The organism is Bacillus sp. FSL M7-0307 (assembly GCF_038627835.1).
GTDB lineage: Bacteria > Bacillota > Bacilli > Bacillales > Bacillaceae > Bacillus > Bacillus altitudinis.
Genome location: NZ_CP152023.1, coordinates 808005 through 824890, shown reverse-complemented (window position 1 = coordinate 824890; position 16886 = coordinate 808005). Strand labels below are relative to the sequence as shown.

Here is a 16886-nt window from a genome sequence, read left to right as displayed (position 1 = left end):
GGAGGATTCTCGCAACTTACATATGGACAATTGTTGGATAGGCTGGCTGTGTCAATTGAGAGACAAACCGGTCCATCAAAAGAAGTGCACGCTCTCCTTCATCAAATCGAAACTCCTCCAGTTTTACTGGATAAAAGGTACCATTTTTCACAGCCGATAATTGACGAAGAACATCACTTTCTTCCATTCGCTTGTCCATTTGCTTATACCACCCATATTGGTCAGAGACAATAAAAAACATATGATCCGCCTCGTATTCTCCAAGTCTCTCTAAAGGAATGACTGTATGTTGATTAGGAAGAAGAACTTCTTCTAAAATGGCTTTTGGAGGTTTTAAGCCAAGCGTTTCGTAAAGATAGAAGGCCCCTCTTGCCTCATAGGACCACATATACACTTTGTCATGTCCTCTCATTTCATAGATCGCAACGGTCTCGCCTTTTTCTCTAAAGGAAGACAGGTTGTTTCTTGCCTGTTGACTAAGCTGTTCAAATCGTTTCACCCAATCGTTTGCCTCGTGTTCTCTTCCTAAAAGGCGTCCTATAGACAGTACCTCTTGTACAGCATGATGACCGACGTATGGCAGAACAAGAACTGGTGCGATTTGCTCCAACCGCTTGATCAATGCAGGTTTTGAATAGTAATAGTTAGGGACGATGATGACATCTAATTGAAGTGATTTGAAGACGTCATCAGGCGTGTGTTCATTTATGACGAGCGAACTGGCCAGATGTTCTTTGAGTATATCTGAATGGAGATAGGTTTCTTCGTCAATACAAACAGGCTCAATGCCTATTGCGACCAATGACCCGACAAATTGAAAAGCAGCAATCCGCTCTGGTCTTCGGTTCATTCGAAACTGACTGGGCGTTCTTCCTGTTTTTTGACGGAACTTCCTGCTGAAATATAAACTGTCTGCATACCCGACTTGCCGTGCTATGATTTGAATTTGATCGTCTGTTTGTAAAAGACGTTTTTTGGCTTCGTCTATTCGAATTTGTGCAATGTATTCTGTCACACTCATCCCCATACTTTGTTTGAAAAAGGTAGAAAAGTAACTTTCATGAAACCCCATCTTATGAGCTAAGTCTTTTCTTGTTAGTTTTTGATTATAATGTGCAGTCATATACTGCAAGATCATGTTAATCGAATAATGCACTTTTTCGTTGTATGGCTTGGATTGTTTGCGGAAAATGAACATGATTTCTTCCAGCCATTTCGCCTGTTCTTGTACGATTTGGCTCGTCTGTATTTGTTTGATGTAAGAAAAAAGGACGGCAGAGCCTTTCACCACTTCACCGTTATCAGGGAGGTCATCGTGATTCACCTTATAGACCAATTCATTTTGTGCATCATGTGCCAGAGTGAATTGGTCAAATGTGACAGTATAGATCACCACTTGCTCGCTGGACAAAGATTGAATCATGACATCTATACCTGAGCGGATCAATACACTGTCTTTGGCGTTTAGCTCATATCGAATTCCTTCCATGTCAAGGCTCACCGCACCGTCCGTTGTCAAGAACATAAGTGAAGATGTTTGCCATGAGTCCGTTTGTTTCACAGAAAGAGATCGTTTACTGCTTTCTTTCATGCGAAGAATTGTATGAGTATAGGCGGTCATTTTCTCTTTCTCCTTCCATATAAAAAAGTGCTAAAATAAACCATTTTAGCACTTCAATGTCTGACTGAATGGTGATTATCGCGCTCCAGCCGTTTGTAATTCTTTGTTTTTCTCTTTAAAGCGTTCATTATGTGAAGACACGTACGCTACTTTTTCTGCTTCTGGTTCGATGTATAGCTTTGCGCTATTGAGTGCATTAACTCCATCAACAAACGTACCGGCAATTAAACGCACTTTACTTTTATGTGTGCATAAGTCGCCAACTGCATAGACACCAGGTAAATTGGTTTCCATCTTTTCATTGACCTCGATGAGTCCCCACTCACCTTGCTTGAGTCCCCATTCTGATAGAACACTTAAATCACCTTTCATGCCATGGTTGACGATGACAGCATCGGTTTCGATTCGTTCGATGTCGCCTGTTTCTAAGTGCTGAATGGTGACGGCTTCAATTTTGTCACCTTGACCATGAAGCTCTGTGAGTTCATGCGGTGTGAGAATGCGAGCACTAGATGCTTTCATGTTGGCGACGTTTTTTTCATGTCCGCCAAACATATCACGACGATGCACAACGGTCACACTTTCAGCAATTGGAACGAGGGCATTTGCCCAATCAACAGCTGAATCTCCGCCTCCAGAGATGACTACCCGCTTTCCTGCAAACGTCTTTAGCTCCTGCACGGTGTAATAAAGGTTTGTTACCTCATAACGGTCTGCATGCTCGATTTCAAGTTTTCGCTGAACTGGAATTCCGTGACCCATGGCTAAGATGAGGGTCTTTGTCAAATGACGATCCCCATTTTCAGCCGTCAGCAGGATATGACCATTCTCATCCCGCTCGAATTGCGTGATTTTTTGATTCAACGCAATCTCTGGTTCAAATGTTTTCGCCTGTGTTTCTAGCTGCTGAATCAGCTGTTCACCTCTTGTTGGCGGCAAACCGCCCACATCCCAAATGACTTTTTCAGGATATAGAAGGATTTTTCCGCCAAGACTTTCGTTATACTCCAGTACCTTCGTCTTTAAATCCCGCATCCCACTATAAAAGGCGGTGTACATTCCTGCTGGACCGCCACCAATAATGGTGACGTCAAACAATTCAAGCTGATCTGTCATTTGAGTCCCTCCGTTTTTCATTGAATGATCTATTTATCATTGATATTGATTCTCATTATCATATGTATCTATTGTAGTCTACTGTAGCAAAGGGAATCAATAGCTTTCTATAAAAAAAGAACAGGACGAGCATTTACTCGTCCTGTCAGCGTGTAGACAAACCCTCGCATTCTTTGTCAGTCCTGCGTTCCGGTGCTCACGAATGTCAAATTCGCTCCGCTCCAGTACTCGTCCTTCCTAGATTGCAAAGGTTTTCTATCACGCTGAAACGAAGACAAAGGGCTAAAATAAAGTTCATTTTAGCCCTTTGTCTTCGTTACACAATCGTTAAACCGAGGTCCTTTAATTCAAGAGAGACAAGCCTTGCAATCGCATCTGCCCCTTCTTTCGTAAAATGTGTGCGATCCTCAATGCCTGTCGACAACATGAAGAAAGACGTCGTTTTCTCTATGCCGGAAATTTGATAAAACTGGAGACTAACTGTATTTAAATCAACGAGAAGAACTTCTTCTTCATCGGCTAGTTCTTTCATCGCGGCACAGTAATCAGGAAAATCGTTGATATATTCTCCGTCTTTCTCATGAAAACGTCCGACAGGGGTTAACAAAAGCGGTGTTGCCCCTTTTGCCCTTGCTCCATGAATATATTGTGACAAGTAACTTTTATACGTTGTAAAAGGCTCTGTATGACGCTCTGGCTTCTCCTTAGAAGCATCATTGTGTCCCATTTGTGTGAAAAGCCAGTCTCCCGGCTGAATGACGGACAATATCTGATCAAGGCGTCCTTCTTCAATGAATGTCTTTGAACTTCTTCCACCGATCGCCCGATTCTCGACTTTGACATCATGCGCTGTATAACGGTGTAAAAACTCTCCCCATCCTCCTTGAACAGGACGATCCGGGTAAGATGAAACGGTTGAATCACCAGCTAAATAGATGGTTGTCATGTTCATACGCCTCCTTTTTCATTGAGCCACCTCGTCAAGAGCGATGCAGACGCTAGTGGCTACTGAAAAGATATGAAACCATTCACATCGCTTATTCAATGATTCTCTTTTTTGTGCTAAAAACCCTGCTTACGAGGAGATATGAGTGTATGAAATATGCGGCGGAAGTTCTATTTTTGTCTCAGTCGCTCTCTTTAATGCCTGAAGCATATAGCCAATGCCTTGATAGGGAGCGAGCGGATAATTCGCCTTTTGGTGAGGCTGTAATAAAGGATCGATCACTTTCCGATATTTCTTTCCGCCTAGTATGACTAACTCATCATATGCGGCGAGATTTTTTTCATCAAATTGATGACTCAGTTCTTCTCGTGTCACCTGTTCCTTGTGCGGTTTGCCAAATGCCACATCATAATTTTCATGAATCATGTCCCCCGCCTTTAGGAATCCGTGCTTTGCGGATAAGATCATCCAGTCTGAAAAGAATGTTTGAGCATAGATTTTTGTTCGCTGATGCAGCGGACTCAAGTAGACGAGACCCGCTGGCTGGCTTCCTGCCTCTGGATTCACGTCCCATATTTTCTTGGCGCCGCACGGGATGATACATATTCGCTTCATCTCTTATTCTCCTTTCTTCGCCGGTACGTTACATAGACGATACAGCCTAGTGCCGTTCCAAGTGTATTTAAGATCATATCATCTATATCACTGCTTCTTGTAATCATACCAGATTGTGAGAATATCCATTGAAGGATTTCGATGATCGCTGACAAGATCAACCCAGCCAGCACCGCCTTTTGAAAGCGACATGTCCGAAAGGCTTGATATAGAAAAAAACCAAGCGGCACAAATAAGAGAATGTTCCCTGCCAAATTTAAAAAGACAAGGTTTGGATAGCCATGCTGAAAGGCGTGTAGGTTTTGTTGAATGGAGTGGAAGGGAATCAGATTGACGCTCACTTGATCTTTTGGTGCCGAAAAGCGATTCGGAAAGACCGTTAAATAAAAGAGAACATTCGTATATACAAATAGAAAAGCAAGGACCATTTCTGTTCGTAAATAGATAAAACGTTGCTGTTTTTTTGCCAGTCTATATCTCATATTTAGATAGAACGGGACGAGCAGAAGAAAATAAGCCATTGAAAACATAGCACTGGATGTCATACAAATAGCTGCCCCTTTCTCACGTCATGCTTGACCATATTACAGGTTATTCAAGCTTTTCTGTATCTATTCATCACTTATTCTCACAATCCATGCGATATTGACAAATCGTCATTTTCTCGGTATACTGACTGACATTCAGTCATTTTAAGGTCGGTGATCCTGTGTCAAAACGAGAAAAAATTATGCTTGCTGCGATTGATGCCTTTAAAGAAAAGGGAATTGAAAAGACGACCATATCGGATATTGTGAAAACAGCAGGTGTTGCGCAAGGGACTTTTTATTTATATTTTCCTTCAAAGCTGTCTGTCATGCCTGCCATCGCTGAACATCTGATCGCACAGATGGTACCTGCCATTGAAAAGGAACTCACACAGCATGCGGATGTACTTGATCAAGCAGATGCGCTAGTTGAATTTATTTTCTCTTTCACAAGGCAATACCGTGATGTCCTTGCCCTGACGTATTCAGGTTTAGCTGCCACCGAGCATTTAAAGGAATGGGAAGATATTTATGAACCGATTTACAAATGGGTCGCTTCTTTTTTAGAAAAGGCAAAGCAGGACAAAAGAGTACGTGCGAACTTGAACTGTCAATATGCTGCGAAATTCATTATCGGTTTACTTGAATCATCAGCTGAGCAAATGTACTTATTTACAGAAACAGATACAGAAGAGGTTCTAATTCAAAAGCGAGAGGTCAAGCAATTCCTTCTTTACGCACTCGGCATAGAAACACCTTAACTTAGTACAGCACTTGCTGTACGCTCTTTTTTGGCTTCAAAATGACGAATCGTCAGTTTTAAGTTTTAGGAGGAAATACGATGAAAAAAAGCTGGATGTATGTCGCACTCACATGTTTATTTGAATTACTTTGGGTGTTTGGTTTAAATAAAGCAGATGCTGTGTGGGAGTGGGCGATCATTATCTGCCTGATCCCGGTTGATTTTTATTTTCTAATGAAAGCCTGCGAGAAGCTGCCGACAGGGACCGTGTACGCCGTGTTTGCCGGAGTTGGAACGATTGGTACGTCTTTGATGGATTATGCGCTGTTCGGCGGTTCGTTTTCATTAGAAAAGCTCTTATTTATGGGCATTTTAATTCTCGGAATTATTGGACTGAAGGTGTCTGATGGAGATGCACATGAGCAGAAAGGAGAAGCGGTATAAATGGGCTGGTTTTTTGTACTGTTGGCCTCTGCCTGCGAAATTGGCGGAACCATTGGCCTCAATATGTTCAGTAAGAAAAAGCAAATCACGACAGGCATGTTATTTGTCGGCGGATTTGCCTTATCCTTTTTGTTTTTGTACGCCTCGTTCTCTTCCGTTCAAGTCTCCGTTGCCTATACGGTCTGGATTGGACTTGGAACAGCGGGCTCTGTCTTGTTTAATATGATTCTATTTAAAGAACCGAAAAACATGATTCGTATCCTCAGCTTGCTGCTGATTGTGATTGGCGTCGTTGGGCTGAAGTTGTTTGCGTAATAGAAAAAGCAATGGAAAATCTATTCCATTGCTTTTTAAGTTAATTTATATACTTTTCTTGGTACGCTTTAAATTGTTCTTCGTATTTTTGTAACTTTTTCACATCGACTTTTGAATTTAATTTCGGTTTCCGCTTTCCAATTACCATTACATCTTTATCTACAATAGGACTTGATAAAAAGATGTATGGTGCAAAACGATCACACTTCGTATTTGGAAGGGTGACGGATAATCTAGCATATTCTTCTGTCGGGAATTGGTTTGAAATGTCAAGTTCCTTGAGTCCCTCTAATGCCGATATTGGCTCTAAAGACTCGTCCTTCACTTTTATATTTGATAAGCACAGATATTTTAAATTCTTGAGGTATCTTAAAGGTTGTAGAGTATTTAAGTTTAATGAATTCCAAATCCCACCTGACAATTGCAACCATTCTAAACCAGTGTTTTTTTGCAAAGGAGCTATGTCATTCAACTTTGAAAAATCTGTTATGGATAAAGATTTCAAAAAAGTATTTTTTGATAAATCCCATAAACTTTGTGCCTTTGTATTCCATTCAACTGCCAATACCTCAACATCTTGAAGAGAACTGATGATTGATAAATCTTCTACTCTCAGTTCACGCATATAGAGCATTTTAGGGTTAACTAAGCTCAAGATCGTATTGAATTCCTTTTGGCCCACTTTGTAAATCCACAATTTCGTCAGGTTAGAAAAAGAGTTCAACCTTTCAATATTTTTTGTTTTTCCTGTGATTAACAACTCTGTGGAATTTTCATCTACGTCGGCTAAATCATGAACAGCTTCTGGTCGTGCATCATGACGAAAAATATATTCAGGGTCTTCTTTTAACATTCTTTTACCTCCACACCTACTAATGATGGATATCTAAATGAATTTTATCAGAGTTTTTCCGAAGAAACAGGGAAAGGGATAAAATCGAGATGGTCTTCTTTGGTCCGTTTAACCACAATCCGCCGATGATTACGTCTGTTTTCAATCCATTTTATAAAATCTTTTTCATCTAAAATATGGAGCAACAACATATCAACGACTTCGCTTTCACTATACTCCATATATTCTGCACAGGTCTTGACGATAGCTCGTACTCTTTCATATAAACAAATAAAAGAACTCCAATTCATATACGAATTAGAGTCCTCATTATATGACTAATACAATTTTCCCACCTTAAAACCGAACCCGTTAATCAAAGCCCTTCCTTTTTTATTTCTCGTTTAATGCGGATCATGCTGCTCAAGCAAGAGATCCATTGCGTAAATCGATTCGCCTTTTTCATCCAATAAAAAGTACACAATCAAAGGCTCTCCAAAGGACCCTGTCTGCTGCGTGAACAAAACACATGTGAATTTTTCAATACCTATCGGAAGCTTTCTTCTTAATAAAGGATGAAGAATAGGCGAAGTCCGAATTGTATCTATATCCACATCCCAACATTCGTTTTTTAAAGTGGGATAATGCTCTGATAACACTTGGTGTAACATGTCGGTCGTGAACGCTGCTTTTCCATCGAACCCATCATCTATTATGTTGGTGTTATACATCCGACGGTTGCTTATCCTTTGAAGCATTGATTCGTATTCCTTTTAAGACAAAGCGTTTCTGGCCATCAAGTGTACAAGTGATCAATGTCAGTTCTTTTATCCCGCGATCCTTTAATACATCTACATCCGTCGGTTCTATCGTAGCAGAGCTGACAATTTTATATTCGTATGTTTCAGCTTGATGACGTAAGACGGCTTTTGCTCCTTTAGGTACCTCTGGAAGCTGCCGGAAAAGCCGATCGCCTCTATACCCTCTATGGCCTGCAATCGTGAAATTTCCTTCACCTGGCATTTGATGAGATTTAATTTGAGTCAGTGCAATACCTAAATTTTCTTTTGATGTAACAGGAAGCACTTTTTCGTTTAAATCAATTGACGGGATCTCAAGCTCCATCGTATCTCGCAGGTCTTCTTCTGACACAGTTAAATGTGGAATAGAAGAAAGGGCATCACTGTCATTTTCTTCAATCATTTTCAATGCCTGTTCCATGGCTGCTGTCTCCTGAGAAGTTCGCCACTCATATAGAAAAGGAACGGAGATTAGCATTAGTCCCGCGACCACCAAAAAGCTGCCTAATAAGGTTCTTTTTTTCATCAATACACTCGTTCCTTCCTTTTACTGAATGGTTCTTCTTCTGACAACAAGAAGAACAGTTCCAGACACTACTAGTAAAATCCCTGCATACATCAAATAACGAAGCCATTCTTCCCCAGTCTTTGGCAGCTCCCCGTTTGAGTTTGAGCCATGAGGTGGATGTTGATCCCCTTGATCTGAGGCTGGAGGATTCGTGTGGTCCTCTTCATTCTTCATTGGAGCATTTTTTACAATCAATGTCTTGATCTCCACTTCGCCCATTTGAATTGTAAAAGCGAGTGGTTTCTTTAACGCTACATAACCATTTGGAGCTTTCGTCTCTGTGAGTGTATATTCACCAGGTTTAAGCCCTTTGACAATGGCTTCTCCGTCTTTTCCTGTTGTCACAGATTTGATGATTTTCCCGGCTTTTGTACGAATGTCGAAGGCTGCACCTTTTAAGGTTCTATCAGTCTGCTGGTCTACCTTTATGATACGCAGACTTCCTAAAATCAAGTGATTCTTCGCTGTTACTTGAAGAGGCTTCTGCTGATTTTTCTCAATCGTAAACCGGATCGGCTGATCATCTAATTCATAGCCGTGAGGCGCTTTCGTTTCAACGAATTGATATTCTCCCGGTTTTAGTTCGTTGATGTGAAGCTTTCCTTTTTGATCCGTTACAAGTGATTTCTTCAACGTTTTCCCGTCTTTACTCTGAAGAGCAAACTCTGCGTTTTCCAGCGTGTGTCCTTCAGCATCCACTTTGGTCAGTTCCACTGCTCCCGGCGTCAGTTTGTTGATCATTTCTACTTTTGCTGGTTTGTCTTGACCTAAACGAATCGTAAATGAGACAGGTGTCTGATCCAATTCATAGCCGGCAATGCTTGCTGTTTCGACAAATCGATAGGTTCCTGGCTTCAGTTGATCGACTGTCAGTTGACCGTTTTTGTCTGTCTTTAAGTCTTTCTGAATACGCTGATCATGCTCATCCATCAGATCGAAGGTCACCCCAGCGAGCAACTGACCATCCTCCCCTTTTTTCTGAAGCTTCACAGCACTTGTCGTGCGAATATTTTCTTTTGTCACTTTCACCAGTTGATTTGGGTTGAAATCAATCTGAAAGTCTACTGGTTCTGCATCAAGTTGATGTCCAAAAGGAGCCTTCGTTTCAACCAATTGGTAAGCACCTGGTTTCAAATCGTTGACAGTGATGATGCCTTTTTCGTTGGTTGTCAAACCTGACAGCAATTCTTTACCATTGTCATTGAAAAGTGTAAATTCTGCGCCTTTCAATCTTTCTTTTTCTTCCCCTATTTTTGTGAGTTCTACAGAACCTTTCTTGAGCTGATTGATCGCCTCCACTTGAATCAATTCTTTTTGACCTAATTCAACTTCAAAGACAAGTGGTTTCGCACTCAATTCATAGCCTTCAAGACTCTTTCTTTCAACAAATTGATAGGTTCCAGGTTTTAAACCTGTGAAGGTAATCTTTCCATCCTGATTGGTTGTAATCCCTTCTCCTCCTGCCACTATCTTTCCTTTGGCATCAGATAGATCAAAGACAACCCCTTCTAATGATTTCCCATCTTCACCTTTTTTGTGTAACAGCACTCCGCCAGTTGTGCGGCTATTTTCTTTTGTCACACTGACCAGCTTCTCAGGGTTAAATGGCATAGCAAAAGTGACAGGTGTTTCGTCAAGCTCATGACCGAATGGCGCCTTCGTTTCAACAAACTGATAGGTTCCAGGTTTCAGATCGTTGACGATGATCTTCCCGTTCTCATCTGTGACAAGACCTGTTTTTATCTCTTTTCCATTTGCATCTACTAGCTTGAATTCTGCTCCTTCAAGCACATCATTCTTTTCACCGAGCTTCGTGAGCTGGACAGCTCCAGTTTTGAGATCATTGATCACTTTGATCTCTGTCGGTGTTTTTTGTGCTACTTCGATGGTAAAAGGAACAGGTTTATTTTTCTTTTGATAACCATCAATACTCTCTGTCTCTACAAGCTGATATTTGCCCGGTTTGAGGTGATCGACCAACAGCTTTCCATCTTCATCTGTTGTCAAATCTTTACGCACGACTTTGTCATTTTGATTCAAGACTTCAAATCGAACACCTTGAAGCTTCTTGCCATCTTCCCCTTCTTTCATCACTTCTAATCCACTTGTTTCATAGAGGTTCTTTTGTGAAATGATGACTGGTTCTTTTGGATCGAGTGGTACTTCAAATGTGATGGGTGTTTCATCTAATACATAACCGTCTGGTGCGTTTGTTTCAATGAGCTGATACGTACCCGGTCTTAGTTCGTTTATCGTGATCTTGCCATTTTCTCCTGTGACAAGCGCACCATTTAGCTCATGCCCATCTTGATCTAAGAGCTTGAATTGTGCACCTTCTAGTCTCTCTCCACCTTCACCTATTTTGTTCAATTCAGCGGAGCCTTTGATGATGTCATTTACTGCGGTGACAACCGTTGTTTCTGTTTGATTTTCTTTAATGGTGAACGGCCATTTTTGCTGATTTAATTGATAGCCTTTCGGTGCGTTTGTCTCAACAAAGTAATAAGAACCTGGCTCAAGATGTTTGAAAAGGATTTCTCCTTTTTCATCCGTTTTCAAATGGGTTTGGACGGTATCTCCAGATTCATTTCTCAGTTCAAATTCTGCATTTTCTAATGCCGTACCCGTTTCTTTATCTTTTTTCGTAAGTTTCACATGCTGGCGGATTTCTTGGTTTTGCACCGTCATGCTATTTCCTGTTTTTGCTTGATCTCCTGATTCGTAAGGCTGATCAATCGTGACATTGATCGGTTCCTTCGTTTTCAAATAACCATCAGGTGCTTTCTCTTCTGTCACGATATAGTCACCATACAGAAGACGATCAAATCGAAGAGCTCCTTCTTCATCTGTTGTCTTTGTTCCAATGACGATACCGCTCGCAGCATCTGTCAGAGAAAAGCTTGCTCCTTTTAGCGCTTTTCCACTACTCGCATCTACCTTATGAATGGTTAAAGCGCCAATCGCTCCTGTGCCATCTCCCATGCCAGCGGTACGTTTGACCACAATTGAGGCTTCGGATTCCTTTTTGATTTCTTTTACATTTTCACCTCTAAACGTTACTTCGTTTTGAAGTGTACTTCCCACCTTATCTAAAATGAGAGATTGGTATTCTAAAATATAGGGTCTCGTGATTTCTTCTTTAAATTTGATTTGAAAAGAATCTGGATCGAATTCAAGGTCTAGTTCATAATCCTTCCCTTTTTCCAGCTCATCCTTTTTGGTCACTTGCCCCTTTTCATCTATTGTTGTCGAATAGAGATGAAATGAGTTTTCTATTATGGCTTGGTTACTGCTCGGATGGTCTATAATCGTCGCATCTTGGACTGTTGATTGACCAAAGTTGATATTCAGTTTCCAATCAATGACTTTCCCTTGTTGATTTCCTGATTTGCTCGTGTATTTTCCTCCATTTGGAATGGACACCACAGCATTCACGTCTGATTCTTTCGTCTTTCCATCATAAAGGGTCGCTTTATTTTCGTATGTTTTCTGTACTAAATCCATTCCTTCAACACTTGTTTGATACGTGATTTTGTATGGGGAATCAATGGCATGTTTGAAAATGACTTCGAAGCCTGATTCTCCCTTTTCATTTTCAAGGAATTTGATGTCATAATGTTCTTTTGCTAATACCTCTTTTTCTTCTGCTCCATTTTCTCCGCCTTGTAAATCAAGCGAGTAGACGATAATTGAATCTTTAAGCAAACGCTGATTTCCTTGAATGAAATCCTCGATTTTCGCCTCTTCTAGATGTTTCAAATTATAGTTCACACCGATATTCCATGTGATCTCTTTTTTCTTTGCATCATATGTTCCGTTCTTGAACCCATTTGACTGCGTGTATGTGTCAGGCGTAAAGACAGATTGGTTTTCCTTCGTCAAATCCTCGCCATCTTCATTTACCCATTCAAGTTTTACATGGTTACGCAGGTTCTTTTGATCTTTATCTGCTCTTTTTTCATAATCAAAAGACGTTGTATATGTGACGGTATGTTCGGTCTTGATTTCTTTCGTAAATTGAATATCAAATCCATTTGCATGTTCAACGATTTGATAATCTGTGCCTTCTTCAAGCACTGTATTACCTGTCGTCACTTTTAAACTATCTTTTTGCAGCGTCAATCCTTCGTTTGTGAACGTATCTTTTAATATTACGTTGTTCATGGTTTGTTGATCTTTGTTGAAGGTGATATGCCATGGAATGGTCTTGTTCTTGTAATTCGGTGTTCCTTGATTTTTCGTTAGGATTTGCTGATCAATTCTTTGCTTCCCTTGTTCGCTCTCTTTGCCAGCTGTTACAGTATTGATAATGTCTTCAGCTTCGAAAATTCGCTCGGTTGCTTTTGTTTGATATGTGATCAGGTAAGCCGATTGAATTTCTTGATTGAATTGCAAGGTAAACCCGTTTTGTTCATCCTTTGTTTGAGGTTGAACCACGTAATTTTCAAATGCTTTTGTTCCTGCTTCGTTACCATTTTGGTCAATTGTGACTTCTTTGACTTGAATTGAGTCAGATATTAGCGCCTGTGTGCCATTAAAGAAGTCTTCTATTAAAGCGTCCTTTTGAGCCAGCTTTTTTTCATTATAGTTATACCGAATTTCCCAAGTTATCGTTTGTGTGACTGGATCGTAGTGGGAGGCTTTTTTATTTAAAGGGCTGCCTCTTGTCACATTCACGGTTCCTTCTGCTGAACTAATCACTTTATCAGCAGAGACAAGGGAGGCTTTATTACGAAATGCAGACTGATCTTGATTCGTAATGTCCGTTTCATACATTAAACGGTAAGCGAGATGCACGTCATCTTTAAATTCGATCGTGAAATCTTGACCATCTGCTGTTTGGCCGATGGTGTAGTGATTTTCGTCAAGCAGCTGTCCAAGCGATGTTTCACCATTTAGCTTTGTATCTACACGATAAAGCTTGATTGAATCTTTTTTTAACGCTTGACCTTCTTGAATCGGATCTAACAGTTTCGCTTGTTTGACATCATCTAAGTCCATATTAAAATCGACTGTCCATTGAATGGTTTCAGCATTGTAAGATCGATTGGGTTCTCCCTTTTTAGAGACATTTGGACCATTTGGAATGTATTGAATCGGGATCGATATCGTATCTTTGCCTTCAATCGGGGTAATCACCACTTCTTTTTCTTCAGTGATCACTGTTTTTTTATCTAATTGTGTCCATACTTGAAGTGTTCCTTGGATATTTGAATATTGTTTAATAAAATCTGTGAACTCGATGGAGGCATTTCCGCTTTCATCTACAGAAAAATAACCGATGGTCGATTGATTAAATTTCATCTCGAGACGATCGATTTTTTCGTAAATCACTAATTCCTCTGGAACCTTGAAATGGAATTCATCCCCGCCATTATAGTTATGACCATTCGGGATGGCCCACTTATAGTTAATGGAAATCAATGAGTTGACGTCAGGCTTATCAACTGAATTACCTTCCTGATCTTCAAAAATTAATTTGGCATCAGTAAGGAGATTTTCTTGTATCTGCATTTGTTTGGAAACACTTTGCAGCCCTACACGCTTAGACACGTTCACTTTGTTTTTTAGTAACTCATCTTCATCGTTTTGTGTCGTTTGCGCTGCTTCTTGATTGTTAGCAGCATTGTCTTTCTGCGATGAGGTTGAATCGTCTTTTGAAAGATTTTCTTCACGCTCGTTTTGCTTTGTTTTCTCTTTTTTCTCAGCTATACTGGTGACGTCAATATCTATAGATCCTTCTAAATTCGGATCAAGCTCAATATCTTCATAAAATGTAACTGTCACTTCGTTTTGTTTAGAAACGGTATACTCACCAATAGGTATATCATCGACAGTCAATCGTTCTTTCTGCTCCTTCTCTACCTGAACGGCTGAAGGAAGAGAGAGAACATACGGATATTGCTTTTTGAGATCAATTCCTTTGATAGACCAATGCACAATGGCCTTTCTTACTTGCTGATCTTCTATGCTTGGTAACTTGTTGCCTTCGCTATCAGCAAACTCAATATTTCCATAAATATTCTCTTGAATGTCTTTAGCTTGTGCCCCTGATAAAGGCAAGACTCCTAATATACTAGACTGTATGACTAACACGGTCATCAGTACCAGCGACAATATTCTTTTCAATACATCCACCCTTTTCTACAATTAATTTTCAACAACGATTAAAAAATCATTTGTGTACTGTCTGATCAATCACTCCGCTTCTGATTAAATTTTTTCTAAAAATTGCACCTTAAGACCCTATGTATAAAATGAGTTGATCAATCATGAGTTTGAAAGGTCATCATGAGTAGTAGATATAGTAGCTGGATAGGGGTCTATAGCAATGGGGAATAGTGAGAGGGAACATGAAAAGAATAAATGTGAATTTTTCTATTTATACTGGAATGAACAACAAATGATTAGTACATGCATATATAAGCATGTATTCACATATAGAACGTTCATATAAAAAAAGCATGACTCATATGGTATGTATGGTGAGATAGTTCAGCATCATATAGATCGCATTCCTTCTACTCCCTTCCATATGGTAATCAAAAAGCCGATGCTTTTTATTCTTACATTTACCGTTTGAGCAGCAAAAAAATAAACAAAATGATCCATTTTTATAGGATTCATGGCATACTTATCACCTTTTAAAAGAAATATATGGAGAATCAGTGAATAACATTTGTTTTCGTCTAATTTTTTTCTCTTATATCATCAAAAGTGAAGACAAAACGATTTAGGCAAAACATTACAATCATTTCATGCCTATTTTGAGCTCAAATGTTCTTCATCTGAACTTCATAATATATAGAGGCAAGCCAAAGGAAGGAGTTAGTTGTTTGATGGAGCTCATTGATAATAAATCAAAGAGATGGATAAACATTTTAAAATTGCTTGTATCCAAAAATAAGTGGTGGAGCCTTCAAGAGATATCGAATGAACATATCGGTTCGGTTCGTGCCATTCAAAGCGATTTAGAACAAATGAAATCGTTCCAAACCGAGAACGGAGAACCGTTAATCCACATAAAGCCAAGACAAGGTATATCCATTTGTAATACGCAGACGATACGAGTGGATTACTATATCAAAGAAATTCTAAAGGATACGATTGAAATTCGATTGATTGACGGCATTTTTTTTGAAGAAAACAGATCTTTCTATGAATGGATGGAAACGCTTAATATCAGTAGATCCACATTGTATAACACGATTCATAAAATCAACTCGATCCTTACATCCTATGACATCGAGTTACGCCCAGATAGTATGCAGTTCCATGGGAATGAGAAGGAGATTCGTCAATTCTTTGTTGAATTTTTATTTGAAGTGTATGGAAGCCGCCTTTGGCCATTTGATGATATTCAAAAACAAGACGCAGTTCATTTATTACAAGAACTATTTCAGGTGCTCGAAGTCAATGTACCAGATGTCGCGATAGATAAATACTGCCTGTGGTTCGGCGTTTCCATTCACCGAATGCGAAAAGGTTTTACAATCAGCCGTAAATATACGTACTCAATGAATGAAGAAAAACAAACCTCTACAGCTAAAGGGATCTATGATCAAATCAAAAGATGGGAAGAGCACATCTGTCGAATGACCAAAGACGTATTTGATGTGACGCTGGATCACCATGAATTTGTCTTTTTGCTATTGATCGAACCAGCTATTGGGCACTTTAAATCAATTGAAACTGTCGAAGAAAAATTGACGTTCTTTCAGTCACATACACCACGCCTCTATGATGCCATTCATTCATTTATCACCCAGTTGGAGTCGATTTTTCATCAAGAAATAGCGAATCGTAAGGTGATGACACTCGTTCTTCTCCAATATTATGTGTATTCCAATGAAATTACCGTGAGAGATGGATTCCTTTTCAAAAAGAAATCGAGCTATTTATCAGAGGTGAAAAAACAGTTTCCTTACTTCTATTCGAGGATTAGTCATATCATCCAAGAGTTAAAAACAGACGATATCCTCGCTTCTTTTGTGAAAAATGAACGGGAATTGATTCGTATGATTACATCTTCATGGAGAGGACTTGTTCATTTGGAGATGGAACGGAGAAACGCGCTAAACATTTTTGTTACTTCAACATTAGGCTATTATCATAGTTTGTTTATTGCTGATTTAATTAAATTAAGTGTGCCTCCTCTCATTCACATTTTCACAAGTCCAGAAAATACGTTAAATGATGTCACGATGGATCAACTTGGGATTGATATGATTGTGACCGATACTGAGCTTCCTCTTCAGTTCGGGCGATCCACGCTGCTGATCAGCTCTTTTCCAACAAAAAAAGAATTGGACAACTTGCACCGCAGATTGGTTGATATGACAAACTAATGTTCATCATAA

The 16886-nt window shown here is 39.7% G+C and carries 13 protein-coding genes; 4 read left to right on the top strand and 9 right to left on the bottom strand.

Annotated features, from left to right (window positions below; all coding sequences use genetic code 11):
- Positions 1-16: 16 nt before the first annotated feature.
- From MHI41_RS04065 to MHI41_RS04045, 5 genes are all read right to left on the bottom strand, one after another.
- Positions 17-1621 (bottom strand): helix-turn-helix domain-containing protein, encoded by a 1605-nt coding sequence (locus MHI41_RS04065; protein ID WP_046527474.1) that lies wholly within the window; start codon positions 1619-1621, stop codon positions 17-19.
- 75 nt (positions 1622-1696) lie between these two features.
- Entirely contained in the window at positions 1697-2737 is a 1041-nt protein-coding gene (locus MHI41_RS04060) for an NAD(P)/FAD-dependent oxidoreductase (protein ID WP_024720272.1), read from the bottom strand.
- Positions 2738-3053: 316 nt separating this feature from the next.
- Positions 3054-3683, bottom strand: coding sequence for a rhamnogalacturonan acetylesterase (locus MHI41_RS04055; protein WP_008341695.1), 630 nt, complete (start codon positions 3681-3683; stop codon positions 3054-3056).
- Positions 3684-3812: 129 nt separating this feature from the next.
- Positions 3813-4298 (bottom strand): DUF6884 domain-containing protein, encoded by a 486-nt coding sequence (locus tag MHI41_RS04050; protein ID WP_116307647.1) that lies wholly within the window; start codon positions 4296-4298, stop codon positions 3813-3815.
- Entirely contained in the window at positions 4295-4843 is a 549-nt protein-coding gene (locus MHI41_RS04045) for a VanZ family protein (protein ID WP_008341698.1), read from the bottom strand. The genes MHI41_RS04050 and MHI41_RS04045 overlap by 4 nt, the downstream gene beginning before the upstream one ends.
- A 164-nt stretch (positions 4844-5007) precedes the next feature.
- Between MHI41_RS04045 and MHI41_RS04040 the strand changes: the two genes are divergently transcribed.
- The 3 genes from MHI41_RS04040 to MHI41_RS04030 all read left to right on the top strand — a co-directional run bounded on the left by MHI41_RS04040 (position 5008) and on the right by MHI41_RS04030 (position 6326).
- Complete coding sequence (locus MHI41_RS04040; RefSeq protein WP_008341700.1) at positions 5008-5586, top strand: TetR family transcriptional regulator; 579 nt, start codon at positions 5008-5010, stop codon at positions 5584-5586.
- An 80-nt stretch (positions 5587-5666) separates the two neighbouring features.
- On the top strand, positions 5667-6011 hold the full coding sequence (locus tag MHI41_RS04035; protein WP_017358819.1) for an SMR family transporter: 345 nt from the start codon (positions 5667-5669) through the stop codon (positions 6009-6011).
- Positions 6012-6326, top strand: a complete 315-nt coding sequence (locus MHI41_RS04030) for a multidrug efflux SMR transporter (RefSeq protein WP_050827065.1) — start codon at positions 6012-6014, stop codon at positions 6324-6326.
- A 40-nt stretch (positions 6327-6366) separates the two neighbouring features.
- On the opposite strand, the gene MHI41_RS04025 is transcribed toward MHI41_RS04030, so the two are convergent.
- The 4 genes from MHI41_RS04025 to MHI41_RS04010 all read right to left on the bottom strand — a co-directional run bounded on the left by MHI41_RS04025 (position 6367) and on the right by MHI41_RS04010 (position 14664).
- A complete protein-coding gene (locus MHI41_RS04025) occupies positions 6367-7179 on the bottom strand; it encodes a hypothetical protein (protein ID WP_050827064.1) in 813 nt (270 codons plus the stop codon).
- Between the two features lie 383 nt (positions 7180-7562).
- Entirely contained in the window at positions 7563-7889 is a 327-nt protein-coding gene (locus MHI41_RS04020) for a hypothetical protein (protein WP_282834005.1), read from the bottom strand.
- A complete protein-coding gene (locus MHI41_RS04015; RefSeq protein WP_234717174.1) occupies positions 7882-8379 on the bottom strand; it encodes a class D sortase in 498 nt (165 codons plus the stop codon). The genes MHI41_RS04020 and MHI41_RS04015 overlap by 8 nt, the downstream gene beginning before the upstream one ends.
- A 126-nt stretch (positions 8380-8505) precedes the next feature.
- Positions 8506-14664 carry a SpaA isopeptide-forming pilin-related protein gene (locus MHI41_RS04010; protein ID WP_282834004.1) on the bottom strand — a complete coding sequence of 2053 codons (6159 nt, stop codon included), beginning with the start codon at positions 14662-14664 and terminating at the stop codon, positions 8506-8508.
- Between the two features lie 701 nt (positions 14665-15365).
- Between MHI41_RS04010 and MHI41_RS04005 the strand changes: the two genes are divergently transcribed.
- On the top strand, positions 15366-16874 hold the full coding sequence (locus tag MHI41_RS04005) for a helix-turn-helix domain-containing protein (RefSeq protein ID WP_146271633.1): 1509 nt from the start codon (positions 15366-15368) through the stop codon (positions 16872-16874).
- The last annotated feature ends 12 nt before the right edge of the window (positions 16875-16886 follow it).